The following is a 20,841-nucleotide window of genomic DNA, read 5'->3' as shown; positions in this document are numbered from 1 at the left end:
CATTTTTTTTAACTGATTAATATGGAAATAAATGATATTCACTCACTTTTCTTAGAAAGTAAAGGAGTTACCACAGACACTCGTAAAATAGAGAAAGACACTATATTCTTTGCACTGAAAGGTGACAATTTTAATGGAAACTCATACGCAGTAGAAGCTCTAGAGCACGGAGCATCCTATGCAATTATCGACGATAAAGATTATGCATCAGACGATAGCCGCATAATTTTAGTTAAAGATGCACTTAAGACACTTCAAGATCTTGCACACACACATAGAAAGTTTTTAGACATTCCTATATTAGCCTTAACAGGAAGTAATGGTAAAACCACAACCAAAGAACTTATTAATACTGTTCTTTCTAAAAAATTTAAAACAGTTGCTACCCGAGGCAATTTAAACAATCACATAGGCGTGCCACTAACGCTGCTATCTATGACTTCAGGAACAGAATTGGGGATTATAGAAATGGGAGCTAATCACATTGGCGAGATTGAACAACTAACAGAAATTGCAGCTCCAGATTTTGGATATATAACAAATTTTGGCAAAGCCCACTTAGAAGGCTTCGGAAGCGTTGCTGGCGTTGTCAAAGGTAAAAGCGAACTTTACACCTATCTTATAGGACATAAAGGAACCTTATTTTTAAATCTTGATGACCCGATACAAAAGAGTAAAGCAGGTCAAACACATAACTATACATTTAGTCATTCTAAAGATTCTGACGTTCATTTTACCTATGAGGCTGCAAACCCATTTGCTTCCTTAATTATACACGATCAAAATCTCAAAAGTAATTTAATAGGCCAGTATAACACGATAAATATTGCTGCTGCTGCTGCAATAGGCTGCTACTTTAAAATAGATACCGAAGATATTATAAGTGCTCTCGAATCGTATATACCGTCTAATAACAGATCTCAAATAATTGAAAGCGAAGAGCAAACTATCATTCTTGATGCCTACAATGCAAATCCTTCAAGTATGGAAGCCGCATTAAACAATTTTGCCGGCTTAGAAGCAAAATCTAAAATTGCGTTCTTAGGAGACATGTTTGAACTTGGAGAAAGTGCAGTTGCCGAACACCAATATATTGCTGATTTAGCACATAATTTGGGGTTAGAAAATCTTATTTTTCTTGGTGAAAATTTTAAAAAGACCAGCACTAAAAATCACCAATACAAAAATATACAAGATCTTGAAGAAAAAGGACTTCCTGCTGAAATTACCTATTTGCTTCCGCAGGCAACTATATTAATTAAAGGCTCTAGAGGGATGAAGCTAGAAGGAATTTTAGATCTTTTAAATAGCTGATGAGCCACATATTAAAAATTAAAAGAGGGTTTTATCTAAAGATAAAACCCTCTTTTTCTTGTGGGATATATTGGATTCGAACCAATGACTTCCACGTTGTCGACGTGACACTCTGAACCAACTGAGTTAATATCCCTATAAAAAGTAAATCTAATTAAGTATTTCAAATCATACAATGTATTTGCAGCTTTAAATTGAATCACAATTTCAGGATACTCGTTTGTATAATAAAAAAGTCAATACGTATTAAAGTAGGTGATTTATCATCTATAGTAATTAGAAAAACTTAATTTTAAAATGTAAACAAAATAGATATTTATGAAAATACAACCTTTTCAATTTAAAAATGTAAAACTCGCGGGACTCGCTCTGGCTTCGCTTTTGTTATTTTCTTGTGGTGATCAAAAGAAAAAAGACAGCAGCAACGAAGCAGATGTAGTAATGCAAGATTCAACCGAGACAGCACAATTTGGCGGTCTTGCACTTTATACTCTGCGTGATGCTATGGCCGAGAATGCAGAAACCACCTTGCAAACAGTCTCAGGTGACGGTTATGCTTATATTGAAGCAGCAGGATATGAAGAAGGAAAATTTTACAATATGACTCCACAAGATTTTAAATCATTTTGTGAGAGTATTAATTTAAAGCCGGTAAGTACACACCAAGGTTCTGTAACTTTAGAAAATGCAGAACAGATGATTGCAGATGTAAAAGCAGCAGGTTTTCAATATTTTGTTATTCCTGTACCACCTATGGGCATGTTTACTTTTGATCAGGAAACAATGACCATGGGAATGGAAGGAACTGTAGAAGAACTGGCTAATATTCTAAATACGCTCGGGGAGCAATGTAATGCTGCCGGTTTAAAATTGTTATATCACAATCATGATTTTGAATTTAAGAAAAATGCAAATGGAGTTGTTCCTATTGAGTACTTATTGGAGAACACAGATGCAAATACGGTAAACTTTCAGATGGATCTGTATTGGGTAACTAAAGCAGGAGCAGATCCTATTGCTTATTTTGAAAAGTATCCGGGAAGATTTAAACTATGGCACGTTAAGGATATGGATGACGAAGGAAAATTTGCTCCTGTAGGTGAAGGTAAAATTGACTTTAAACGTATTCTTGCTGAAAAAGAAAAATCTGGAATGCAGTATTACTTTGTGGAACAAGATCAAACTTTTAACCACACTCCTCTAGAGGCTATCAAAATTAGCCATCAAGGCTTAGAAACTATAGGATTTCAATAATACTAAAATAATACTGTCTATTTTATAAGCCGGCTGCCTTCAAGAGGCAGCCGGCTTTTTTGTTTTATCTAAAAAATTGAGAATTAGTTAATCAAAAGAAGCTTCTACCAATCTTTAGTTTCTCTTTAGAATTACAGAGTATATTTATTCTGTTATTTTTAAAGTATGAAATATCTAACCGCTGAAGACGAATTTGATTTGCAACAAGCTATTGCAAACTATTTAAGCTGGGAAGCAAATATCTGCGAAACGGCATCAGATTTTATTGAAGCTTCAGAAAAATTAAATCTTTATGAGTATGATATAATTATACTTGACATAAATTTAATTTCAGGAAACGGGCTTGAGCTGCTTAAAACACTGAAAGCGCACAACAAAAAATCAGGTGTTATTATAATTTCGGCAAATAATCTTTAGAAAATAAGCTGGAAGGTTTAGATCTGGGAGCAGATGATTACATTACAAAACCCTTTCACCTAGCTGAACTTAATTCACGCATTAAAGCAGTTTTAAGACGCGGAAAGTTTGGAGGCGACGACTTTATACTATTTGAAGAAATACGCTTAGACACACAAGCTAGAACCGCTTACGTAAATATTAGCCCCATCTCACTTACCCGTAAAGAATATGACCTCTTACTCTTTTTTATAACCAATCAAGACCGGGTTTTATCTAAAGCAATTATTGCAGAACACTTATGGGGAGATGATAGCGATATGCTAGATAATTTTGATTTTATCTACGTGCATATTAACAACCTTAGAAAAAAACTAACTTCAGAAACTGCGAAATATATACAAACAGCATATGGGTCAGGTCATACCTCAACAGCCTTTCATAGCGCAGGTTTTATACATATGCGCTACGGTTTTAAATACAGTATCCCCGCATATGCTCTTGGCAGGATTTACAGCAGCCAGCAGAATAGATTCAAAAAAACACGATATACTTGATGTTGTTGCTGGTGCAGCAATTGGTTTAGGAATTAATTTATTATTCACTACAGAATATCAACAACAACATATGAAACTCTCCTATTCTAATTTTGAAGGAAATCACCAGGAAGGATTCACTTATAAATTTTAGCTTGATGATTTCTAAAAATTTGATTGAAAAAACTTAGCTACTGCAAATCGCTCATAAAAAACAGTATTTGCAGCTCCTACCCCTTTCACAACTGGAAACATACTAAAGAAGTTGTCATAAACTCAAAATGTATAGCCGAGGGTGAAAACTTGAGTAATGAAGAAAAAACTATCCTAATAATTGCATCTTACTTTCAAGATACAGGTCATATTTTTGGAACTTGCGATCACGAAAAAAAGAGCGCTACTTTAGCCGAAGAATTTCTTAAACAGCAAACCGTTAAAGAAAAATTTATTGATGAGGTTACTGAAACTATACACGCCACAACCTTAAATACAATACCGCTTAACAAACTTCAAATGGTAATACGCGATGCCGATCTCGCGCATCTAGGTAAGAAATCCTCTGATAAGAAAAACAGAAATTTAAGAAAAAAATGGGTCGTAAATGAGCGCATTAACTATTCTGAAAAAGAGTGGTTAGAAGCTAATATCGCTTTTCTACAAACACATAAGTATTTCACAGATTTTGCAAACCTGCAGTTTGAAGAACAGAAACAGCTCAATTTTAAAAGCTTAAAAGATAAATTAAGTCATTTAATCTCACTAAACCTCAACTAACAGATTGATTTACAATTAATTTATCTAAAATGACCATTTAAAATAAATTAAGTATGTTGAAGATATGAGAAATAAAAAAAGGCTTCACATTTCTGTGAAGCCTTGTCTTTACTAGTAGCGGGAACTGGACTCGAACCAGTGACCTTCGGGTTATGAGCCCGACGAGCTACCTACTGCTCTATCCCGCGATATTGGACGGCAAATATAGAACACTTCTTTGGTTCTCACAAGGGGTTTTTGAAATTATTTTCATTCTGTATTAAAATTATAATTTCACTAACATTAATAGCCTGAAATATAGATACCTTTAATCTTCATGAAAAAACTACTAATTTCTCTTTTTGTCTTTTTTAGCCTTTTAGGCGTGGCCGCAATTTTTCTAAATAGCTATTTAAAGAATCAGCTTCAGCAGATTATTAAAAAAGATTTGCCCTCTTCAATAAATCTCACCTATGAAGATTTAAATATAGATAGTTGGGGCGGCAATGCTAGTATGAAAAACGCTACAGTAAGTATAAAAGCTAATGATTCTATGCCGCGTAGTGAAGTTAATAACGCAACGGTAACATTAAAAGGATTAGATCACTGGGATTATTTTAGAAACAAGAATATTCATTTTAAAAAAATTACGATTCACGCAGATAGCCTTTCTCATTATCAGCAAGTAAAGAAAGAAACAAAAAAGCCATCTAAAGACAGTACAAACAAAAACCCAATTAAGGCTGAGAATATAAATGGCTCCTTTAATATTGAGGAGTTTGAGCTGGTGACTAATTACATCCAGATTTTCAAACCAAAAACAAAAGAGATACTTCTTAAAACGGCCCACTTTAATTTAAATCTACAAAATATTACCCCTACTATAACAGAAACCATCACAAGGCCTTTTAACTACGAGCGCATTAGCCTTAGTTACGACTCGCTATATTATCAAATAAATGATTTTGATGAGCTTACTGTACAAAATGTGCACTGGGATGGCTCCTCATTACAAATGACCAATACACTACTAAAAACAGCGGTTTCACGCACGCAATTAAGTAATAGTATTTCTATAGAACGAGATCACGTAAATCTATTAATTAAAAAAATTACTATAGATTCTCTAAGATATGGAGAACGCTCTGGCAAGTTCTATATAAATACGCCATTAATTCAGCTAGAAGAGCCCTCCCTAAATCTATATAGAGATAAACTTATTGCAGATGATTTAAGTACAAAACCCTTGTACTCAAAAATGCTACGTGATCTTAAGTTTGATCTGATGGTTAATTCTTTAAAAATTAAAAACGGATCTATAATTTATACTGAAAAAGTGAATCAAGGTTCAGAATCAGGATCTATAAACTTTAAAAATCTGCAAGCTAATCTTACAAACGTTGGTAATACCTATAAAGAGAATGAGAAAAAAACTAAAATAGCTATAAAAGCTATTTTTATGAAACAAAGTCCTATGACTATTGACTGGGAATTTGATGTACAAAACAAGCAGGATAAATTTTATCTGGTGGGTAGTTTGAGTAAGCTTCCTGTAACAAATCTAGATGGCTTTACCTCACCTAACCTTGGCGTTGAGATGCAGGGAAATATTGCGCATACTTATTTTACAATTACTGGTAATGACTACAATTCTCATATAGACATGCAAATGACTTACGACGATTTCAAAGTAAATATCCTAAACCAAGAAAAGAAAAAGAAAAAATGGTTAGCATCAACCATCGCTAATATTTTTATTTCTAACACAAGTAAGCGGGAAGATAAAGGATTTAAGGAAGGCTCAGGTGATGTTACCCGAAATCAAAATAAATCTTTTTTTAATTACCTCTGGATTAATTTAAAAGATGGAATGCTAAAAACAGTTACTGCATTAGATTAGTTTGAAGCAATCCATTCTATTGCTTCTAATCGACGATCTATAGTAAAATTTTTAAAATCTTTACCTAGTATAGACTTATTAACATTAGTTATTGCGTGTATCCATTTACGGTTTGTTACCATCGCAACTTTGTTTAACCTGTGGCTATGCTGCATTGGAAATATACTTGCAATAAAAACCGCATCAAGTGTAAAACGATTAATATTATTGTCTTCTAAGTAGAGATTAATAGTTTCGTGCTCTTCAAACATTTTTAGAATCGCTTGCTTCAATTCACGAATCGCATCGTAATTCATGGTACCTTCTACAATGTAACCAATTGCATTATCAGAAAAACTAAAATTTAAAAGCACTGAGGGGAAATTTTATGCAAATATAATAATAAAGAGATAGTAATATCTACCTAATTTTCAGGTTAGAAAGAACTTAGAGAATAGCTCATTTTAGAACAATAAGCTTAGCTTTCCTCCGAATAAAGGCACTATTCTTAAATTTTGGGATTGAATTGTATTAAAAATACAAAATCATATCCACTATTAACCTACGCAATCACAACTACTGCTCAATACTCTGCGCAGAAAATGTCACAAGCTCACCATCTTCATAACCAACCGTTAGCTCTATAGGGTTGCAGCATACTTCACAGTCTTCAACATAAACCTGATGTCTCACTGAAACGTCTAATAACATAGAAATTTCTTCCCAACAATAGGGACATTGAAAAAAATGCTCTTCCATTAAAATTCAATATTTAAAAGCTGACCTACTTGTTGCAACAACTGAAGCTCAGCAAGCTTGGCTTCATACTTTGCGAGGTTTTTATTAGTTTCAGCATTTATAAGATTTATTTGTGCCTGTCTAAATTCTATTGAAGTGATTTGTCCTAAATTAAAACGTTCTCGAGAACGTTCAAAATTATTTTTGTTGGTTATCACGTTCTGCTCTTGAATCTCGTAAATTGCGATTAGATTTTCATAATTACCCAGTGCATTAGCTACATCTCGCTGAACTTCTAATTCTATTTGTTCTTTTAAAAGTAGTTGGTTATCCTTAACAATCTTAGCGTTACGAACTTGTGTTAAGGTAGAACCACCGTCAAAAAGATTCCATCTTAAATTAAGACCACCTTGAAAACCTGTATTCTGGCGCGTGCTACCTGTAAAAAAAGCAGATGCAGGACTTATAGACTCATTCCACCCATAAGAGCCTGTAAGACCTACCGTAGGTAAAAATTGGGCCTTAGAAACACTAATATCGTATTGGCTAATGGCTATATTAGATTCGCTCTGCAATATGCGCACGTTATTTTGCTTAGCCATTTCTAAAAATGGATCAAGTTCCATTTTAGGTATAAAAGTGACTAAAGTATCTACATTAAAACTAACTTTTAAATCACGGGCTAAAACTACATTAAGATCACGTTTTGTATTTAATAACTGCTGCCTTGTATTCATTAAATTAATGCTGTCATTAGTGACATCAACTTCAGCATTTAAAACTTCAAGCTTTGTATTTTGTCCGTAATCAAATTGATAATCCGCACGTTTAACCCGATTTCTAGAAATCGCTAACGTTTGTTCTAAAATCTCAACATTCTCAGTAAGTCTAGCTACTTCAAAATATACAGAAAACAACTGAAGCATCGTATTCTCAATAGTTTCCCGCGCTTCAAGTTTAGAAAGATTATAGCTTTCTTTTAACCGCTTAAAATTATACAGCCTCCCTAAACCATCAAATAATGTATATTCAAGATTTATTGATGCATTATAGCTTTCTGATTTTGCACCTTCTAAAACAAAAGACTGACCATCATCTCTATCTGTACGTTGATCTTCAAGCGTGTAATTTAAACCTGCATTTCCAAAGACAGTGGGTAAATAGCCTGAATTGAGAATATCTGCGTTATTTTCAGAAATAAGAATGTTGTTATCTGCAACTGCAATACCATAGTTATTTTCTAGAGTCAATGCGATTGCTTCAGCTCTGGAAAGAAAAGACTCCTGCCCATAACTCATAAAGCTAGAAGCAAAAATTAAGCAACTTAGGATAACTACTTTTAAATTAATGCTCTTCATCTTCCTCTTTTAATTCTTTAATTGCACGCTCAACATCTTCTCTACTAGGCTCCTCACCCGTTTTTACCCAAACTGATTTCGTTTTGATCCAGTTAGAAATAGACAATAATAACGGAAGCATTAATAACGTAAGTAATGTTGCTATTGCGATACCATAAGATATAGAGATCGCCATAGGCTTTAAAAATTGTGCCTGGCGGCTCTTCTCAAGAAGTAATGGAGCAAGACCTGCAATAGTAGTTATACTGGTTAAGAAGATCGCTCTAAAACGTGAACGACCAGCTTCAAAAATAGCATCTTCAAATTTCATCCCTTCTTTTAGAAATCCGTTGAGTTTGCCTATAAGCACCAGACCATCGTTTACCATAATACCTATTAAAGCAATAATACCTAACGCCGAAAGTACATTTATTGGGAAACCATGAATATAATGCCCCCAGGCGACTCCAATAATGCTAAAAGGAATCATGAATAACAGTAAAAATGGCTGACTATAGCTACGGAAGGTGAATGCGATGGTCGCATAAATAAGAAATAAAATTATCCAAATAACCTCATTTGCAGAATTGCTCAGTTTTTCTGCCTCTCTGTTTTGACCCTCGTAAGAAACTGATAAGGTTGGATATTTTGATAAAATATCAGGAATCACAGTGGCTTTAATTTCTGCAAGTATATCTGTTGTACTTCCATTAGGATCTGCCATATCTGCATTGACCTGTATTTCGCGTTGTCCTTCTAAATGGCTAATAGATTCATCACCTCTAGAAATGGTATATGTCGCAATCTCGCTCAACGGGATACGCTCTCCAGTAGGCGTGACAATACGCATATCGTCAAGATCATTTAAACTGCTACGATCACTACGATCATATCGCACCCAAACACGTATCTCATCTTGCCCGCGCTGAAAACGTTGCGCTTGTGTACCAAAGAAACCACTACGTACCTGCGTCATTACACTGCTTAAATTAAGTCCTAATGTATAAGCTGTTTCTTTTAAAACTATTTGTATTTCTTTAATCCCTTCAGGGTCTGTATCAACTACGTCACGCAGTAATGCATTATTCTCTAAATTAGCTCGTAATTCGTCTTTAGCTGCTTCTAGTTCCTCTGTATTATTACCTAAAAGAGAAATAGAAATAGGGCTTCCGCCAAAATTACCACCAGAACCAAAAGTTAAACGCTCTACGCCAAATACCTCTCCTACTTCATCTCGAATGGAGTTTGTAATATCTGGAGAAGAAAAGTCTCTAAACTCCCCGGGTAATAAGTTTATACGTAGAGAAGCCTTATTGTTTCCGGGACCTACCCTTTTAATAATATTCTCAACAACCTGTAAATTATCAGTTTGCTTATTTGTATAATCCTCATTAACACGCCAGGCAGCTTTCTCTACCATTGTGATAATACTATCTGTACGCTGTGGGTTTGTACCTTCAGGCATTAACAACTCTATAGAAACCGTATCACTCGCAATACTTGGAAAAATTGTAACTCCTATTACGCTTCCCATTATTGACCCCACAGTCACAATAAGTAATGCGGCAATTATACAAAATGAAATAAGCTGGTTTGTAAGTGTAAATCGAAGAGCGGGCGTGTAAATTTTATCACGCATATAAGTCATAAACTGATCGCCTTTTCTATTGAAATAACGCAGTTTATACATAAACTTCTGAACGCCGGTTTTTTTGGCAATATCTAATTCTGACTCTCGCACTAAGGCTTTACTGTGCGCGATATGTGCCGGTAAAATAATTAATGCTTCTACTAAAGATACTACGAGCGTAAGAATCACAACTGTAGACACCTCCCCAAAGAACTCCCCTATTCTACTGTCTAAGAATAAAAACGTAGAAAATGCTAAAACTGTAGTAATGATTGCTGAAATAATAGGTGGAATAACCTCTACTGTACCATCAATTGCAGCTCGTATAGGTGTTTTACCCATCTCATAATGTTGATAGATATTTTCTGAAATAACAATACCATCATCAACCAGAATACCTATCACGATAATCATCCCAAATAGAGACAATACATTAATAGTTACCCCAAAACCAGCTGCAAAAATAAACATCCCTAAGAATGCAACCGGAATACCAGCTGCTACCCAAAATGCCAAGCGTGTATTGAGAAAGAAAGATAGAAAAAGCATTACTAGTAAAATACCTTCAGCACCATTGACCACAAGTAAATCTGTACGCTGTTTTAGCCGTATTGAAGAGTCTGACGTAATATCTATATGTACTGCATCGTATTTTGCATTAAAATCTTCAATATAAACTTTTACCTGTTCTGCAGTAGTAAGCAAATCTTCATTATTAGTATTACTTATCTCAATATTAACTGCAAGATTTCCATTAAAATAAGAAGCATTGGGCGTCTCTGAGAAACGATCTCTTATTACAGCAACATCACTTAGTCTTACTACTGAACCATCAGTATTTGCGCGTACAATAAGGTTACTAAGATCATCACCATAGTACGATCTGTTATTTGCGCGTATAAGATAGTCTTCCTTTTCAGTTTTAATATTTCCGCCAGTGGTAAGAATATTTGCTCTGGATACCGCTTGTGCAACTTCAGTAAACGTAAGACCATAAGCTAGCAAGTCATTTTCGCGCACAGCGATTTCAATCTCTTCTTCAGGATAGCCGGTTATTTCAATTTGTGAAATACCATCCATAGCCCGTAAATCATATTCAATAGTTCTGGCAATTTGCTTTAAAGTAGCCAGATCTATAGTTTCACCACTCACCGCAAAACCTATAGTTTGTCGTATAGCTTCTTGCTTAGCAACAACCAGTGGTTCCATCCCGGTAGGAAAACTGGGCACACGATCTACAGCATTTTTTACTTCAGCAAGAATGACATTTATATCTTCATCCTGTTCAATTTCTATGGTCACATTACCTCCATTTTCTCTAGATGTAGACGTAACCCTGTCTATACCCACGAGGCCTTTTAAATTATCTTCTATTTTAAGAATAATTCCTTCTTCAATTTCCTGCGGAGATGCTCCAGGATAGGTAACACTTATGGTAATTATTTGAGAGTCTATTAAAGGGAAAAATGAAGATTTCATCCTCAAAACACCTATAATTCCGAAAATCACAAAAGCCATGATAACCACATTGACGGCTACACTGTATTTTATGAAATAACTAATTAATTTTTTCATGAAAATTATTCCGTGTTTCCAGTAGTTTGATTATCCTCGTAAATTTTCACGCGCATACCGGCATATGCACCGGGCACGCTCTTAGACAGATATTGAGTCCCATCTGGAACTCCTTTAATAATAACTTCTTTATCTGAAAAATATACAGGATTTACATCAATTAAATCTAGCAGACCGTCGCGTATTATATAAATCTGTGAGTTATCTACTAAGAGTTGACGCGGAATACTTATTGCATTAGGTTCGTCTCTGGCTTCTAAATTTGCCTGAAGAAACATACCCTCTTTAAGAGAATCTGCACCTGCAATCTCTATAAAAACCTTTATCGTTTGCGTCGTTTGATCTACTCTACCATTTACACGTACTACGTTACCGGTGTATTCTTTAGTACCATCAACCGTAGTTAGGCTCACATTCTCTCCTATACTCAAGAGATCACTAAACTTTTTACCTATTGAAACTTCAAGTTCATAAACTGAAGTATCTATAAATTCACCCAGTTTTTGACCAGAACGTACCAGTGTACCTTTATTTACTGGTGCTTCTGTCAAAATCCCTGAAAACGGCGCTGTTATACGATATTTACCTAAACGCTGCTCAAGATTCTTTACATTATAGTATGAAGAGTAAAGACCTCTACCTGTAATAAAATAGCGCTCTTTTTGTGAATCTGTCTCGGGTAACTGGGGTGTTGACTTATTAATATCAAAACCATTAAGATAAGTTTGCCATTTCTGAAAGATCTCTGGATAATCTAATCGTAAATCTGGCATTATTGAAGTTACCAAATTGTACAATTCGCTTTTAGCAGCTTGTACCGAAGCATAGTATTCTGAGGAATCAAGATTTAAAAGGGTCTCACCTCTAGTATACGACTGGCCCACCTTAAAATCGTGAGCACTTGATCTAAAAATCCCCTGAACTTCAGCATAAAGCTCAAGTCGATTTTTTGCAACTAAATTTCCGTTAGCCGGTATAACTATAGGAACGGTATCATTTTTAACTTCTTCAACAAAAACCGTTTTAACAACTTTGTCAACTTTAACAGGAATGTCTTTATCCCTGTTAGCAATTGAATACCCAATCGCAATTGCGATACCAAGTATTACTAAACCTATAATCAGACGTACAGCTTTAAGCATTAAGTATTTTTTAAGAAACAACCATAAGCTGCAAAAATACCTGTACTTACTCTTCTAGTTTGTTAAATTTAATATAAATAAAGTGCTAATTATAAAGCTCTAATTCTTCGGTCACTTCACCCCATTTTGAAGTAAGCTCTTCAATCTTTTTCTTCTTAGCTTCGTATTTATCAAAAAAGTCTGGCTTAGAGCTGGTTTTTGCATAATCTGCAGCAAGCTCTTGATCCATCTTTTTAACCTCGCGCTCCAACTTATTCACTTCAGACTCAATATTGCTAAGCTGGTTGTTGAGTGACTTTAATTTTTTTTGATCTTTATATTCTACTTTAGGAGCTACTTCTTTTACTTTGACCTTAGGATCTTTTTTCTCTAAATCTCTTAAGTTTTCTACAGCACGTTTCTCTAAGTAATAATCAATATCTCCTAAATATTCTTTTATCTTATGGTCTTTAAATTCATACACTGTAGATGTTAGACCTTGTAAAAAATCTCTATCGTGAGAAACCAATAATAATGTTCCTTGAAAACTTTTGAGCGCTTCTTTTAAAACGTTTTTAGATTTTATATCAAGGTGGTTTGTAGGCTCATCCATCACTAAGACATTAAAGGGCTGTAACATTAATTTAGCCAGTGCTAAACGGTTACGCTCTCCTCCAGAAAGTACACGCACATATTTTTCTGCCTCCTCACCCCTAAAAAGAAATGAACCCAGAATATCACGTACTTTGCTTCTGTTTTTTTCATTTGCGGCATCAATCATCGTGTCGAGTACAGTTTTGCTTCCGTCAAGATGATCTGCTTGGTTTTGTGCAAAATATCCTATTTGTACATTATGCCCCAGTTTTAATCTTCCTTCATATTTGATCTCATCAACAATAATCTTTGCAAGAGTTGATTTTCCCTGACCGTTTTGACCTACAAATGCCGTTTTACTGTCGCGTTCTATTAAAAGATCTATTCCCTGTAAAACATGTTTATCTCCGTAACTTTTCTTTATACCCTCTGCTTCAACAACCACTTTACCAGGAACTACAGATACCGGGAAATTTAGTGTCATCACACTATTATCATCCTCATCTACTTCAATAACATCCATACGGTTAAGCTTCTTAACTAATGACTGCGCCATCGTTGCTTTAGAAGCTTTTGCCTTGAATTTAGATATTAGTTTCTCTGTATGTTCTATTTCCTTTTGTTGATTTTTCTGAGCAGCCATTTGCTGTTCACGCATCTCCTGACGTAAAACTAAATACTGCGAATACGGTTTAGGGTAATCGTAGATTTTACCTAACGAAATTTCAATCGTACGATTTGTCACATTATCTAGAAACATTTTATCGTGAGATACGATTACAACAGCCCCCTGATAGTTACGTAGAAAACTTTCAAGCCAAATAATAGATTCAATATCTAAGTGGTTTGTAGGCTCATCAAGTAATAAGACATCATTATTTTGAAGTAATAATTTGGCTAGCTCAATTCGCATACGCCATCCTCCAGAAAACGTATCTGTGATTTTATTAAAATCTTCTCTACTAAAACCAAGCCCCATTAAGATACGCTCTGTCTCTCCCTGATAGCTATAACCGCCGTGAATTTCATATTGATGCTGAACTTCATTAAGTTCAACCATTAAATCGTGGTAATAATTACTCTCGTAATCTGTACGCTCTGCTAATTCAATATTAATTTCTTCCAGGCGCGCCTCAAGCTTTTTAATGAGCTCAAATGCCTCGTAAGATTCTTCAAGAACGGTACGTCCTTCAACAAAATCTATATCCTGCTTTAAGAAACCTATCTGAATATCTTTATCTGTAGCAATCTGGCCAGTGTCGTATTCTTGCTCTCGTGAAATTATACGCAGCATTGTAGATTTACCGGCTCCATTTTTACCCACTAATCCTACCCGATCTCCTTCACCCAGTCTAAACGTAACTTCCTCAAATAGATATTCTCCCTGAAAGGAAACAGAGAGGTTGTGAATATTTAACATGCTCTAAATTTTAAGGCGCAAAGTTATTATTAAATGCCGGATTTTCGGCATTTAAAGATTATCGATTTTTGTAACTTTAGATACCTTAAATTATCTAGGAAACCAGTAAAATTACACTATGAAAAAACTTCTCCAAGGAAACCCGTTATATAGCATATTTACTGGCACTTGCCCGGTTTGTCAACAAAAAAATATGTATGAGAATCCTAACCCATATATACTTACAGACACGCTCAAAATGCACGAACGCTGTTTGCACTGTAATACAAAATTTAAGATAGAACCTTCTTTTTTCTATGGTGCTATGTACGTAAGTTATGGTGTAGGTATAGCATTTGCTGTAGCTGCATTTGTGATTACTCACTTTTTTATTGGCGCGGGTCTGGTAGCAGGTTTTATTTCAATAATTATAACATTACTCGTGTTTGCTCCTTTAATCATGCGCTTAAGTCGTAACATCTGGATTAATTTTTTCTTTAATTATGATGAAGAAAAAGCCAAAGGAACCACTAAAACTTCTTAGGAAACCTAGATATTGAGATCTCCTCATCAAGAGGATTACCTAGTTCAAGGTGCTCAAACAATACTTTAGCGAGGTAAGGTGACATCATTGTCCCACGTGTTCCTAAACCATTTAACAGAACCAATTGATTGTGATTAGGATGAGCACCCACTAATGGTCTTCTATCTCCGGTTGTGGGTCGTATTCCTGCTTGTTGCGCTTCAAGCGTATATTCACAGGCAATCACTTTATTTAATTTCTGCAGTAGTTCTTCTAGAGCTTCAGTAGTAGGAAGTGTATCTTTTTCTTTCCAATTAAATGTGGCTCCTATTTTATACTAATCATCTCCTAACGGAATAATAAAGAATGATGATTTAAGGGCTTTAGAAAGTCGTAAATTAGGAGCTTTTATGGTTATATATTCCCCCTTATTACCCATTAAAGGAAGCCTATTGAAAAACGGGTTTTGCTTAATACCATAGCCTTCAGCGAAAACTACACGCTTTGCTCTTATATCTCTATAACTAATTGAATTATCATTTTCTAGAATAAGTTCGTCATAATTAAACTGATCAAAATTTAAGCACTCACTACCTATTAACGATTGAGCATATGCATCTAATAAAGCAGGAATATCTATACGCAGGGTTTCTTTTACTTCCCCGAGTTGTAAAGGAGCTTCAACAAAAAGAGAGCTATTTTTAACTAATGATGCATTTAAAAACCGATTTAATACAGGCTTATCTGTAGCTTCAAACCAATTATTTTGATCTTCAATTGAGGATAAGATTTTTAAAACCGGCAATTCCTTCATAAACGGAAAGCCAAATTTTTCATTCAAACGCGTAAAATAGACTTTCGCTAGGTCAAATTGCTCTTCCCCTCTATAAGGCATCGTATAGCGCTTTAGCGTCACCGGGTTAATAAGTCCGGCCGCTACTCTACTAGCTGCGTCATTTTTAGTGTCAAAAACAAAAAATGATTTATTGTGTTGCTCTAACTGATCACAAAATGCCATACCGGCAAGACCAAAACCAACTATGAGATAATCTACGTGCTTCATAATGTAAAAATAGATCATAAAAAAACGCCTTTGAAAAAGGCGTTTTATAATTTTTAATTGAGAGACGTTATTAGTAATTCCACATATCACTCTCAAAATTACGTATCTGTTCTTTAATACGTTGAGATTCTAAGAGCTGCATCATTGCATTGTCTGCTATATACTCTTTAACTTCTCGATCACCTTGTATGTTATCTACTTGATAAATAACTCCATTAAATCTTCTAGAATTTAGTAAGTGATCAAATGATAATGGTTGCGCAGAGTTTTGAGGATTAAAAACTTTTGCCTCGTGTAATATCTCACGAGCTGTAGGATACCACACCCAAAATAAAGGAACCATAATAGGATCTTCATCATCAATAAAGTTAACGTCTGGAGCTACTGGAGCAATACCTATTAAACGGTATTTTAATTCTCCCTGACGCTTGTCAAAATACCAGTATCCACGTATCCAATATTGCTCAATATCTGCAGAACTAATATCACGTCTATCTATATATTGGGCATCTACTTCATAACCGGCATTAATCTGCTCAATACCTAAATCTGTAGTATCTACCCGAGACATTGCAGCTGCAATATCATTTAATTCTATTTTTTGATTAAAGTAAGAATCTGCATAAATATCTAGATTACCTGCTTTAATATTTTTAACTAAAACATCATAAAGAGACCTTCTGTCTGAACCTATATTATTAGTATCAACAGGATAGTATAACGGGAAGTTTATACGCTCATCAAGATCTACAATCTCCCAGGTATTTTTACCCCAAAGCACATCTCTGCTATCTACATAACCGTATGGCAAAGGCTTATCGTTATCTAACTGAATCTGCCCTTCAGTCTTTTCAAACATCTGAGCAGGCATTTTTGCGTTCAAAATATTAGTCTGCGCAAGAGAAGCAAAACCAATCATCAAACAAAAAACACTAAAAGCTTGCTTTTGGGTGATCATAATTTTTAATTTTTAATTTGTAAGTTCAATTAGAACCGGAGCAACTTTTTTAAGTCTGTAGCTACTATTACCAGAAATCTGAGCTGTGATATCAAATATCTGAACTGTAGATCCTCGTTGAGCTCTTCTCAAAACGTCAATTGCTCTAGAATCTAATCTACTGCCATTTACCTGAACTGTAGGTTGACCGGGTACATTAAATTTAAAGCCGGTTACACTTAGATTAAGATCAAAGTCAAAATCCATAAGCTTAGCTCCTACTGTTGATATCTCTAACGCATTACGCTGCATTTTTAGTATACCATCTTCACCACGCAAAGTACCTGTAGGACTTGGAATGTCTTTAATACGAAATTTTTTAGAGTCACTTACTTTGGTACCGTCTGCCATAGTTCCAGAAACGTTTATTGTCACTTCGTTTCCACCACCTGGATTCATAATATAATTACTTCCAGATTGTTTTGACAAACCGGCTGCACTGGCGTTAACACTATTATCAGGCACACCAGCAAAACTTATTGTCATTGGGTTTGCTACACCACGGTAGACAACATTCATCTTATCTGCAGAGATTGTTGCAGAGTTAGGCCTGTTAATTACAGCATACTCACTATTAATAGGTATTGATTTAGGTTCACCATCTTCAGTGTAAACTAACTCACCTGTAATTTTTCGGGTTCCTACACTACCTGCAGGAAAGTCTAAAACCACTTGTCCTGACTGTAAATTTTTAACTTCACTACCATTAATGATAACCTTGTCAAAATTTAATGAATTATCAAAACGACCTAAAACAACTTTACCTTTAAAACTTTCACCAGAAAAGAATGCTGTTTTTTCAGCAATTACAATTGCTTCATAGTTGCTTAATGAAACATCTTTACTTAACTGCCCTTGTAATAAAGAAGAGTATACTTCAGACTCAGCGGCACGGATATCATTTTGCATTTGTGTAAAACGCGTAATTGACGCAGCTAGGGGATAGCCTTCAAAATTATACTTTAACCAGGCAATCTCTTTACCATCTTTGTTAGTCTGTGGTTCAACAGCAAATGTATTTTGCACGATTTTATTTACATCTGAAAACTCCTCTCCGAGTACAGTTGCCATTTGGCTTTTATAGCTTTCAATTTTAGCCAAAAAAGCATCACCTTCTTTTGTATATCTATCACCCGTAAACCAACGCTCATCTAGAACAGCTGTTTTATCAAGATTTGCATAACTACTGGTATCTATTCCATCTGTAAGCGTATCTTTTATATTCGCTAGATAAGCATAGAAATCATCTGATATTTTCTTAATATCACGAGCCTTACCTAATAATGGTTGATATTTAGCGGGCTGTTCTACTGCCTTCGCTTCAAGACCCGCCATAGCTAATTGATTATCTTCAGCTAATCTAGAATTTGAACTCGTAAATTTTACGTCAAATATTTTGAACGCATTTAAAATCTCTTTATCTACATTCATTGCAATCATTGCAATAAACACCAGATACATAAGATTTATCATTTTTTGTCTTGGGGACTGTGTTCCTCCTGCCATAATGGTATATTTTCTACTGAATTAATAGTTTATATTAGTAATTCAGTTATCTTTTATTCATAGCAGAAAGCATTCCACCGTAAACACCATTAAGCGAAGAAAGGTTAGTCGCTAGACTTTCCATCTGCTCCTTTAATTTTCCTGCGTTATTTGCAACCTCATTGTTAATCTCTGCCTGACGGCCTGCTGTCTCAACCTGAACTTTATATAAGCTATTTAAAGATTCCATTTGCGCTGCAGCAAGAGCCATTTCTTGACTATATTTTTTAGTCGAATTCATTGCTTCAGCGGTAGGAGCCATACCTTTAGCTGCACCTTCAAAACTACGTATGCTTGTACTTAGACTATTCATTAGTTCAGAATCTATACGAGCATCTTTAAGCATCGCATCAAGTTTTTGAGACAATAAACCTTTCTCTTCAACAACTTCTACTGTTTTCTTTGGGCGTACTGCGGGTGCATCTCCAGATAATTCTGGGTAAACTAATGACCAATCTAAATCTTGATTAGGTCTCTCAAATGCTGAATATGCAAATACTAAAGCTTCTACCACCATCCCAAGTGTCAGAATTTCTGAACCATAAGGCCAGTGCTGAATTTTAAATAATGCTCCTACAATAACTATAGCAGCTCCCAAACCATATATCATGTTTGTAACGGAAAGACTTCCTTTTTTTGCCATCTTTTTCTGAGATTTTAAATTTTAAATTAGGTTAAAGTGTATTCGGGGAAAAATTAATCTTAATGATTTAGCGACTTGAAGGTCCTTTTCTGGTATTTACATCCTGATCAACACCCAAGTAATCTTGAACAGTTCTAAAACCTATGTAGCTGCGCGCAGAATCTGCATACTCATAATCACGAGTACTCACTTGAATGATGTAAGCAACATCTTTCCAAGATCCTCCTCTAACCACTTTACGTTGGTTTTTTGAGTCACTAACGTTAGGGTTCATTGTAGAAATATATTCATATGCGTTAGGATCGTAAGAAGACCCTACCCATTCAGAAACATTACCTGCCATATTATAAAGATCATAATCATTAGGCTCATAGGAGTCTGCCTCAACAGTATACAATGCCTGATCTGCAGCGTAGTCCCCTCTTAATGGCTTAAAGTTAGCCATAAAACAACCTCTGTCATTTTTTGTATAAGGACCACCCCACGGGTATGTAGCACTTTCTAAACCTCCACGAGCAGCATATTCCCATTCTGCCTCACTTGGCAAACGAAATCTATTAACCAACTCCTGACCTCTCTGTTTCTTATATGAGTTTTTATTATCTGTACGCCATTGACAAAAAGCTTTAGCTTGTTGCCAAGTAACTCCTACAACAGGATAATCGTCATAAGCGCTGTGCCAGAAGTAATCATTGTGCATAGGCTCATTATAAGAATATGCGAAATCTTTAATCCAAACTGTAGTATCTGGATAAATTTTAGTTTCTTCAGTTCTAATGAAATCTTTACGCTTTCCGCCTTTTTGACGGGCGGCAGCTTCCATATCAAGATACCTGTATTTATAAACTAGTTTATTTACGTCTATTGTACGCTGACCATTATATGATTCTTCTAATGGAATATACATTGTATCCATCACCTCAACATAATACTCATCAGGATAGTCCATAGGATCTGTAATCAAATCTATGTCCCAGTTAAGTTTACGATCACTATAATCATCACTTAAACTGTAATAATTATCATACATATACTGCTCGTATGGTGTCATATCATCTGGATCGTAATCAACAAATGCATACTCACCTATACCATCGTTTCCGGGAGTTTCCCCAAGCTCATCTGCTAAAATAGCAAGACGCGCCCTTGTAACTGAGTCACGTACCCATTTTACAAATTGGCGATACTCTGTGTTAGTGATTTCAGTTTCATCCATGTAGAATGAACGAACTGTAACTGTTTTAGTAGGAGCATTCTTAATGGCAGCGATATCATCATCACTTTTACCCATTATAAAAGCACCACCAGAGACTAGTGTCATCCCATATGGTTTTTCGGGATTCCACTTTTTCCCTTTGACTCCCACAAGTTCACCACGATCATTACGACCACAACTAACTAATAAGCTTACAATCGCAATAAATGCAATAAACTTCTTCATAGGTAAATTAGGTTAAATCTAGATTTGAGACGGTAAACCTATCTATAAAATTGCTAAAAAACAATTTTTTGATAAAAATTACATTCAAAACTAAAAGTTTTGT

General features: G+C 35.1%; 18 protein-coding genes, 2 tRNA genes and 1 pseudogene. 7 read left to right on the top strand and 14 right to left on the bottom strand.

The features are described 5' to 3' along the window. Positions 1 to 21: 21 nt before the first annotated feature. A complete protein-coding gene (murF, locus tag ACIGAM_RS10495) occupies positions 22 to 1,314 on the top strand; it encodes a UDP-N-acetylmuramoyl-tripeptide--D-alanyl-D-alanine ligase (RefSeq protein WP_396511408.1) in 1,293 nt (430 codons plus the stop codon). 61 nt (positions 1,315 to 1,375) lie between these two features. Here the strand turns inward: murF and ACIGAM_RS10490 are convergent. Next, positions 1,376 to 1,450, bottom strand: a tRNA-Val gene (locus tag ACIGAM_RS10490). Positions 1,451 to 1,755: 305 nt separating this feature from the next. Here ACIGAM_RS10490 and ACIGAM_RS10485 point away from each other — a divergent pair. From ACIGAM_RS10485 to ACIGAM_RS10470, 4 genes and pseudogenes are all read left to right on the top strand, one after another. Next, positions 1,756 to 2,568, top strand: a complete 813-nt coding sequence (locus tag ACIGAM_RS10485) for a sugar phosphate isomerase/epimerase family protein (RefSeq protein ID WP_396511640.1) — start codon at positions 1,756 to 1,758, stop codon at positions 2,566 to 2,568. Between the two features lie 165 nt (positions 2,569 to 2,733). Beyond that, positions 2,734 to 3,389 (top strand): annotated as a pseudogene (locus tag ACIGAM_RS10480) (response regulator transcription factor); the annotation flags it as partial. Then, on the top strand, positions 3,376 to 3,654 hold the full coding sequence (locus tag ACIGAM_RS10475; RefSeq protein WP_396511643.1) for a hypothetical protein: 279 nt from the start codon (positions 3,376 to 3,378) through the stop codon (positions 3,652 to 3,654). The pseudogene ACIGAM_RS10480 and the gene ACIGAM_RS10475, both read left to right, overlap by 14 nt. 23 nt (positions 3,655 to 3,677) lie before the next feature. Then, positions 3,678 to 4,274: a hydrolase gene (locus ACIGAM_RS10470; protein WP_396511407.1), complete on the top strand. Its 597-nt coding sequence runs from the start codon at positions 3,678 to 3,680 to the stop codon at positions 4,272 to 4,274. 115 nt (positions 4,275 to 4,389) lie between these two features. Here the strand turns inward: ACIGAM_RS10470 and ACIGAM_RS10465 are convergent. Then, positions 4,390 to 4,462 (bottom strand) — tRNA-Met (locus ACIGAM_RS10465). 128 nt (positions 4,463 to 4,590) lie between these two features. Between ACIGAM_RS10465 and ACIGAM_RS10460 the strand changes: the two genes are divergently transcribed. Beyond that, positions 4,591 to 6,153 (top strand): hypothetical protein, encoded by a 1,563-nt coding sequence (locus ACIGAM_RS10460; protein WP_396511406.1) that lies wholly within the window; start codon positions 4,591 to 4,593, stop codon positions 6,151 to 6,153. Here the strand turns inward: ACIGAM_RS10460 and ACIGAM_RS10455 are convergent. From ACIGAM_RS10455 to ACIGAM_RS10430, 6 genes are all read right to left on the bottom strand, one after another. After that, positions 6,150 to 6,506, bottom strand: a complete 357-nt coding sequence (locus ACIGAM_RS10455) for an STAS/SEC14 domain-containing protein (protein ID WP_396511405.1) — start codon at positions 6,504 to 6,506, stop codon at positions 6,150 to 6,152. The genes ACIGAM_RS10460 and ACIGAM_RS10455 overlap by 4 nt on opposite strands. A gap of 202 nt (positions 6,507 to 6,708) precedes the next feature. Beyond that, positions 6,709 to 6,891 carry a CPXCG motif-containing cysteine-rich protein gene (locus ACIGAM_RS10450; protein WP_028376413.1) on the bottom strand — a complete coding sequence of 61 codons (183 nt, stop codon included), beginning with the start codon at positions 6,889 to 6,891 and terminating at the stop codon, positions 6,709 to 6,711. Continuing rightward, positions 6,891 to 8,228, bottom strand: coding sequence for a TolC family protein (locus ACIGAM_RS10445; RefSeq protein ID WP_396511404.1), 1,338 nt, complete (start codon positions 8,226 to 8,228; stop codon positions 6,891 to 6,893). Before ACIGAM_RS10445 ends, ACIGAM_RS10450 begins: the two co-directional genes overlap by 1 nt. Further along, on the bottom strand, positions 8,215 to 11,412 hold the full coding sequence (locus ACIGAM_RS10440) for an efflux RND transporter permease subunit (protein WP_396511403.1): 3,198 nt from the start codon (positions 11,410 to 11,412) through the stop codon (positions 8,215 to 8,217). The genes ACIGAM_RS10445 and ACIGAM_RS10440 overlap by 14 nt, the downstream gene beginning before the upstream one ends. Before the next feature lie 5 nt (positions 11,413 to 11,417). Beyond that, on the bottom strand, positions 11,418 to 12,554 hold the full coding sequence (locus ACIGAM_RS10435) for an efflux RND transporter periplasmic adaptor subunit (protein ID WP_396511402.1): 1,137 nt from the start codon (positions 12,552 to 12,554) through the stop codon (positions 11,418 to 11,420). Between the two features lie 85 nt (positions 12,555 to 12,639). Next, positions 12,640 to 14,547, bottom strand: a complete 1,908-nt coding sequence (locus tag ACIGAM_RS10430) for an ABC-F family ATP-binding cassette domain-containing protein (protein WP_396511401.1) — start codon at positions 14,545 to 14,547, stop codon at positions 12,640 to 12,642. Between the two features lie 118 nt (positions 14,548 to 14,665). Here ACIGAM_RS10430 and ACIGAM_RS10425 point away from each other — a divergent pair, with 118 nt between their 5' ends. Continuing rightward, positions 14,666 to 15,070, top strand: a complete 405-nt coding sequence (locus ACIGAM_RS10425; protein ID WP_396511400.1) for a DUF983 domain-containing protein — start codon at positions 14,666 to 14,668, stop codon at positions 15,068 to 15,070. On the opposite strand, the gene ACIGAM_RS10420 is transcribed toward ACIGAM_RS10425, so the two are convergent. The 6 genes from ACIGAM_RS10420 to gldK all read right to left on the bottom strand — a co-directional run bounded on the left by ACIGAM_RS10420 (position 15,057) and on the right by gldK (position 20,738). After that, on the bottom strand, positions 15,057 to 15,380 hold the full coding sequence (locus ACIGAM_RS10420) for an NAD(P)/FAD-dependent oxidoreductase (protein WP_396511639.1): 324 nt from the start codon (positions 15,378 to 15,380) through the stop codon (positions 15,057 to 15,059). The two genes, ACIGAM_RS10425 and ACIGAM_RS10420, sit on opposite strands and share 14 nt — an antisense overlap. Before the next feature lie 6 nt (positions 15,381 to 15,386). Next, positions 15,387 to 16,130 carry a hypothetical protein gene (locus ACIGAM_RS10415; protein ID WP_396511399.1) on the bottom strand — a complete coding sequence of 248 codons (744 nt, stop codon included), beginning with the start codon at positions 16,128 to 16,130 and terminating at the stop codon, positions 15,387 to 15,389. A 52-nt stretch (positions 16,131 to 16,182) separates the two neighbouring features. Continuing rightward, positions 16,183 to 17,070: a gliding motility protein GldN gene (gldN, locus tag ACIGAM_RS10410; RefSeq protein WP_396511398.1), complete on the bottom strand. Its 888-nt coding sequence runs from the start codon at positions 17,068 to 17,070 to the stop codon at positions 16,183 to 16,185. A 12-nt stretch (positions 17,071 to 17,082) separates the two neighbouring features. Beyond that, the gene (gldM, locus tag ACIGAM_RS10405) at positions 17,083 to 18,615 is read right to left on the bottom strand and encodes a gliding motility protein GldM (RefSeq protein ID WP_396511397.1); all 1,533 of its coding nucleotides are present in this window, start codon (positions 18,613 to 18,615) and stop codon (positions 17,083 to 17,085) included. A gap of 46 nt (positions 18,616 to 18,661) precedes the next feature. Further along, positions 18,662 to 19,297 carry a gliding motility protein GldL gene (gene gldL, locus ACIGAM_RS10400; protein ID WP_396511396.1) on the bottom strand — a complete coding sequence of 212 codons (636 nt, stop codon included), beginning with the start codon at positions 19,295 to 19,297 and terminating at the stop codon, positions 18,662 to 18,664. 67 nt (positions 19,298 to 19,364) lie between these two features. Beyond that, a complete protein-coding gene (gene gldK, locus ACIGAM_RS10395; RefSeq protein ID WP_396511395.1) occupies positions 19,365 to 20,738 on the bottom strand; it encodes a gliding motility lipoprotein GldK in 1,374 nt (457 codons plus the stop codon). Positions 20,739 to 20,841: the final 103 nt, after the last annotated feature.

The sequence above is a fragment of the Leeuwenhoekiella sp. NPDC079379 genome (assembly GCF_044542075.1).
Classification (GTDB): domain Bacteria; phylum Bacteroidota; class Bacteroidia; order Flavobacteriales; family Flavobacteriaceae; genus Leeuwenhoekiella.
Note: the sequence above shows the minus strand (reverse complement) of the source record. Positions and strands in the feature narration are given on the sequence as shown.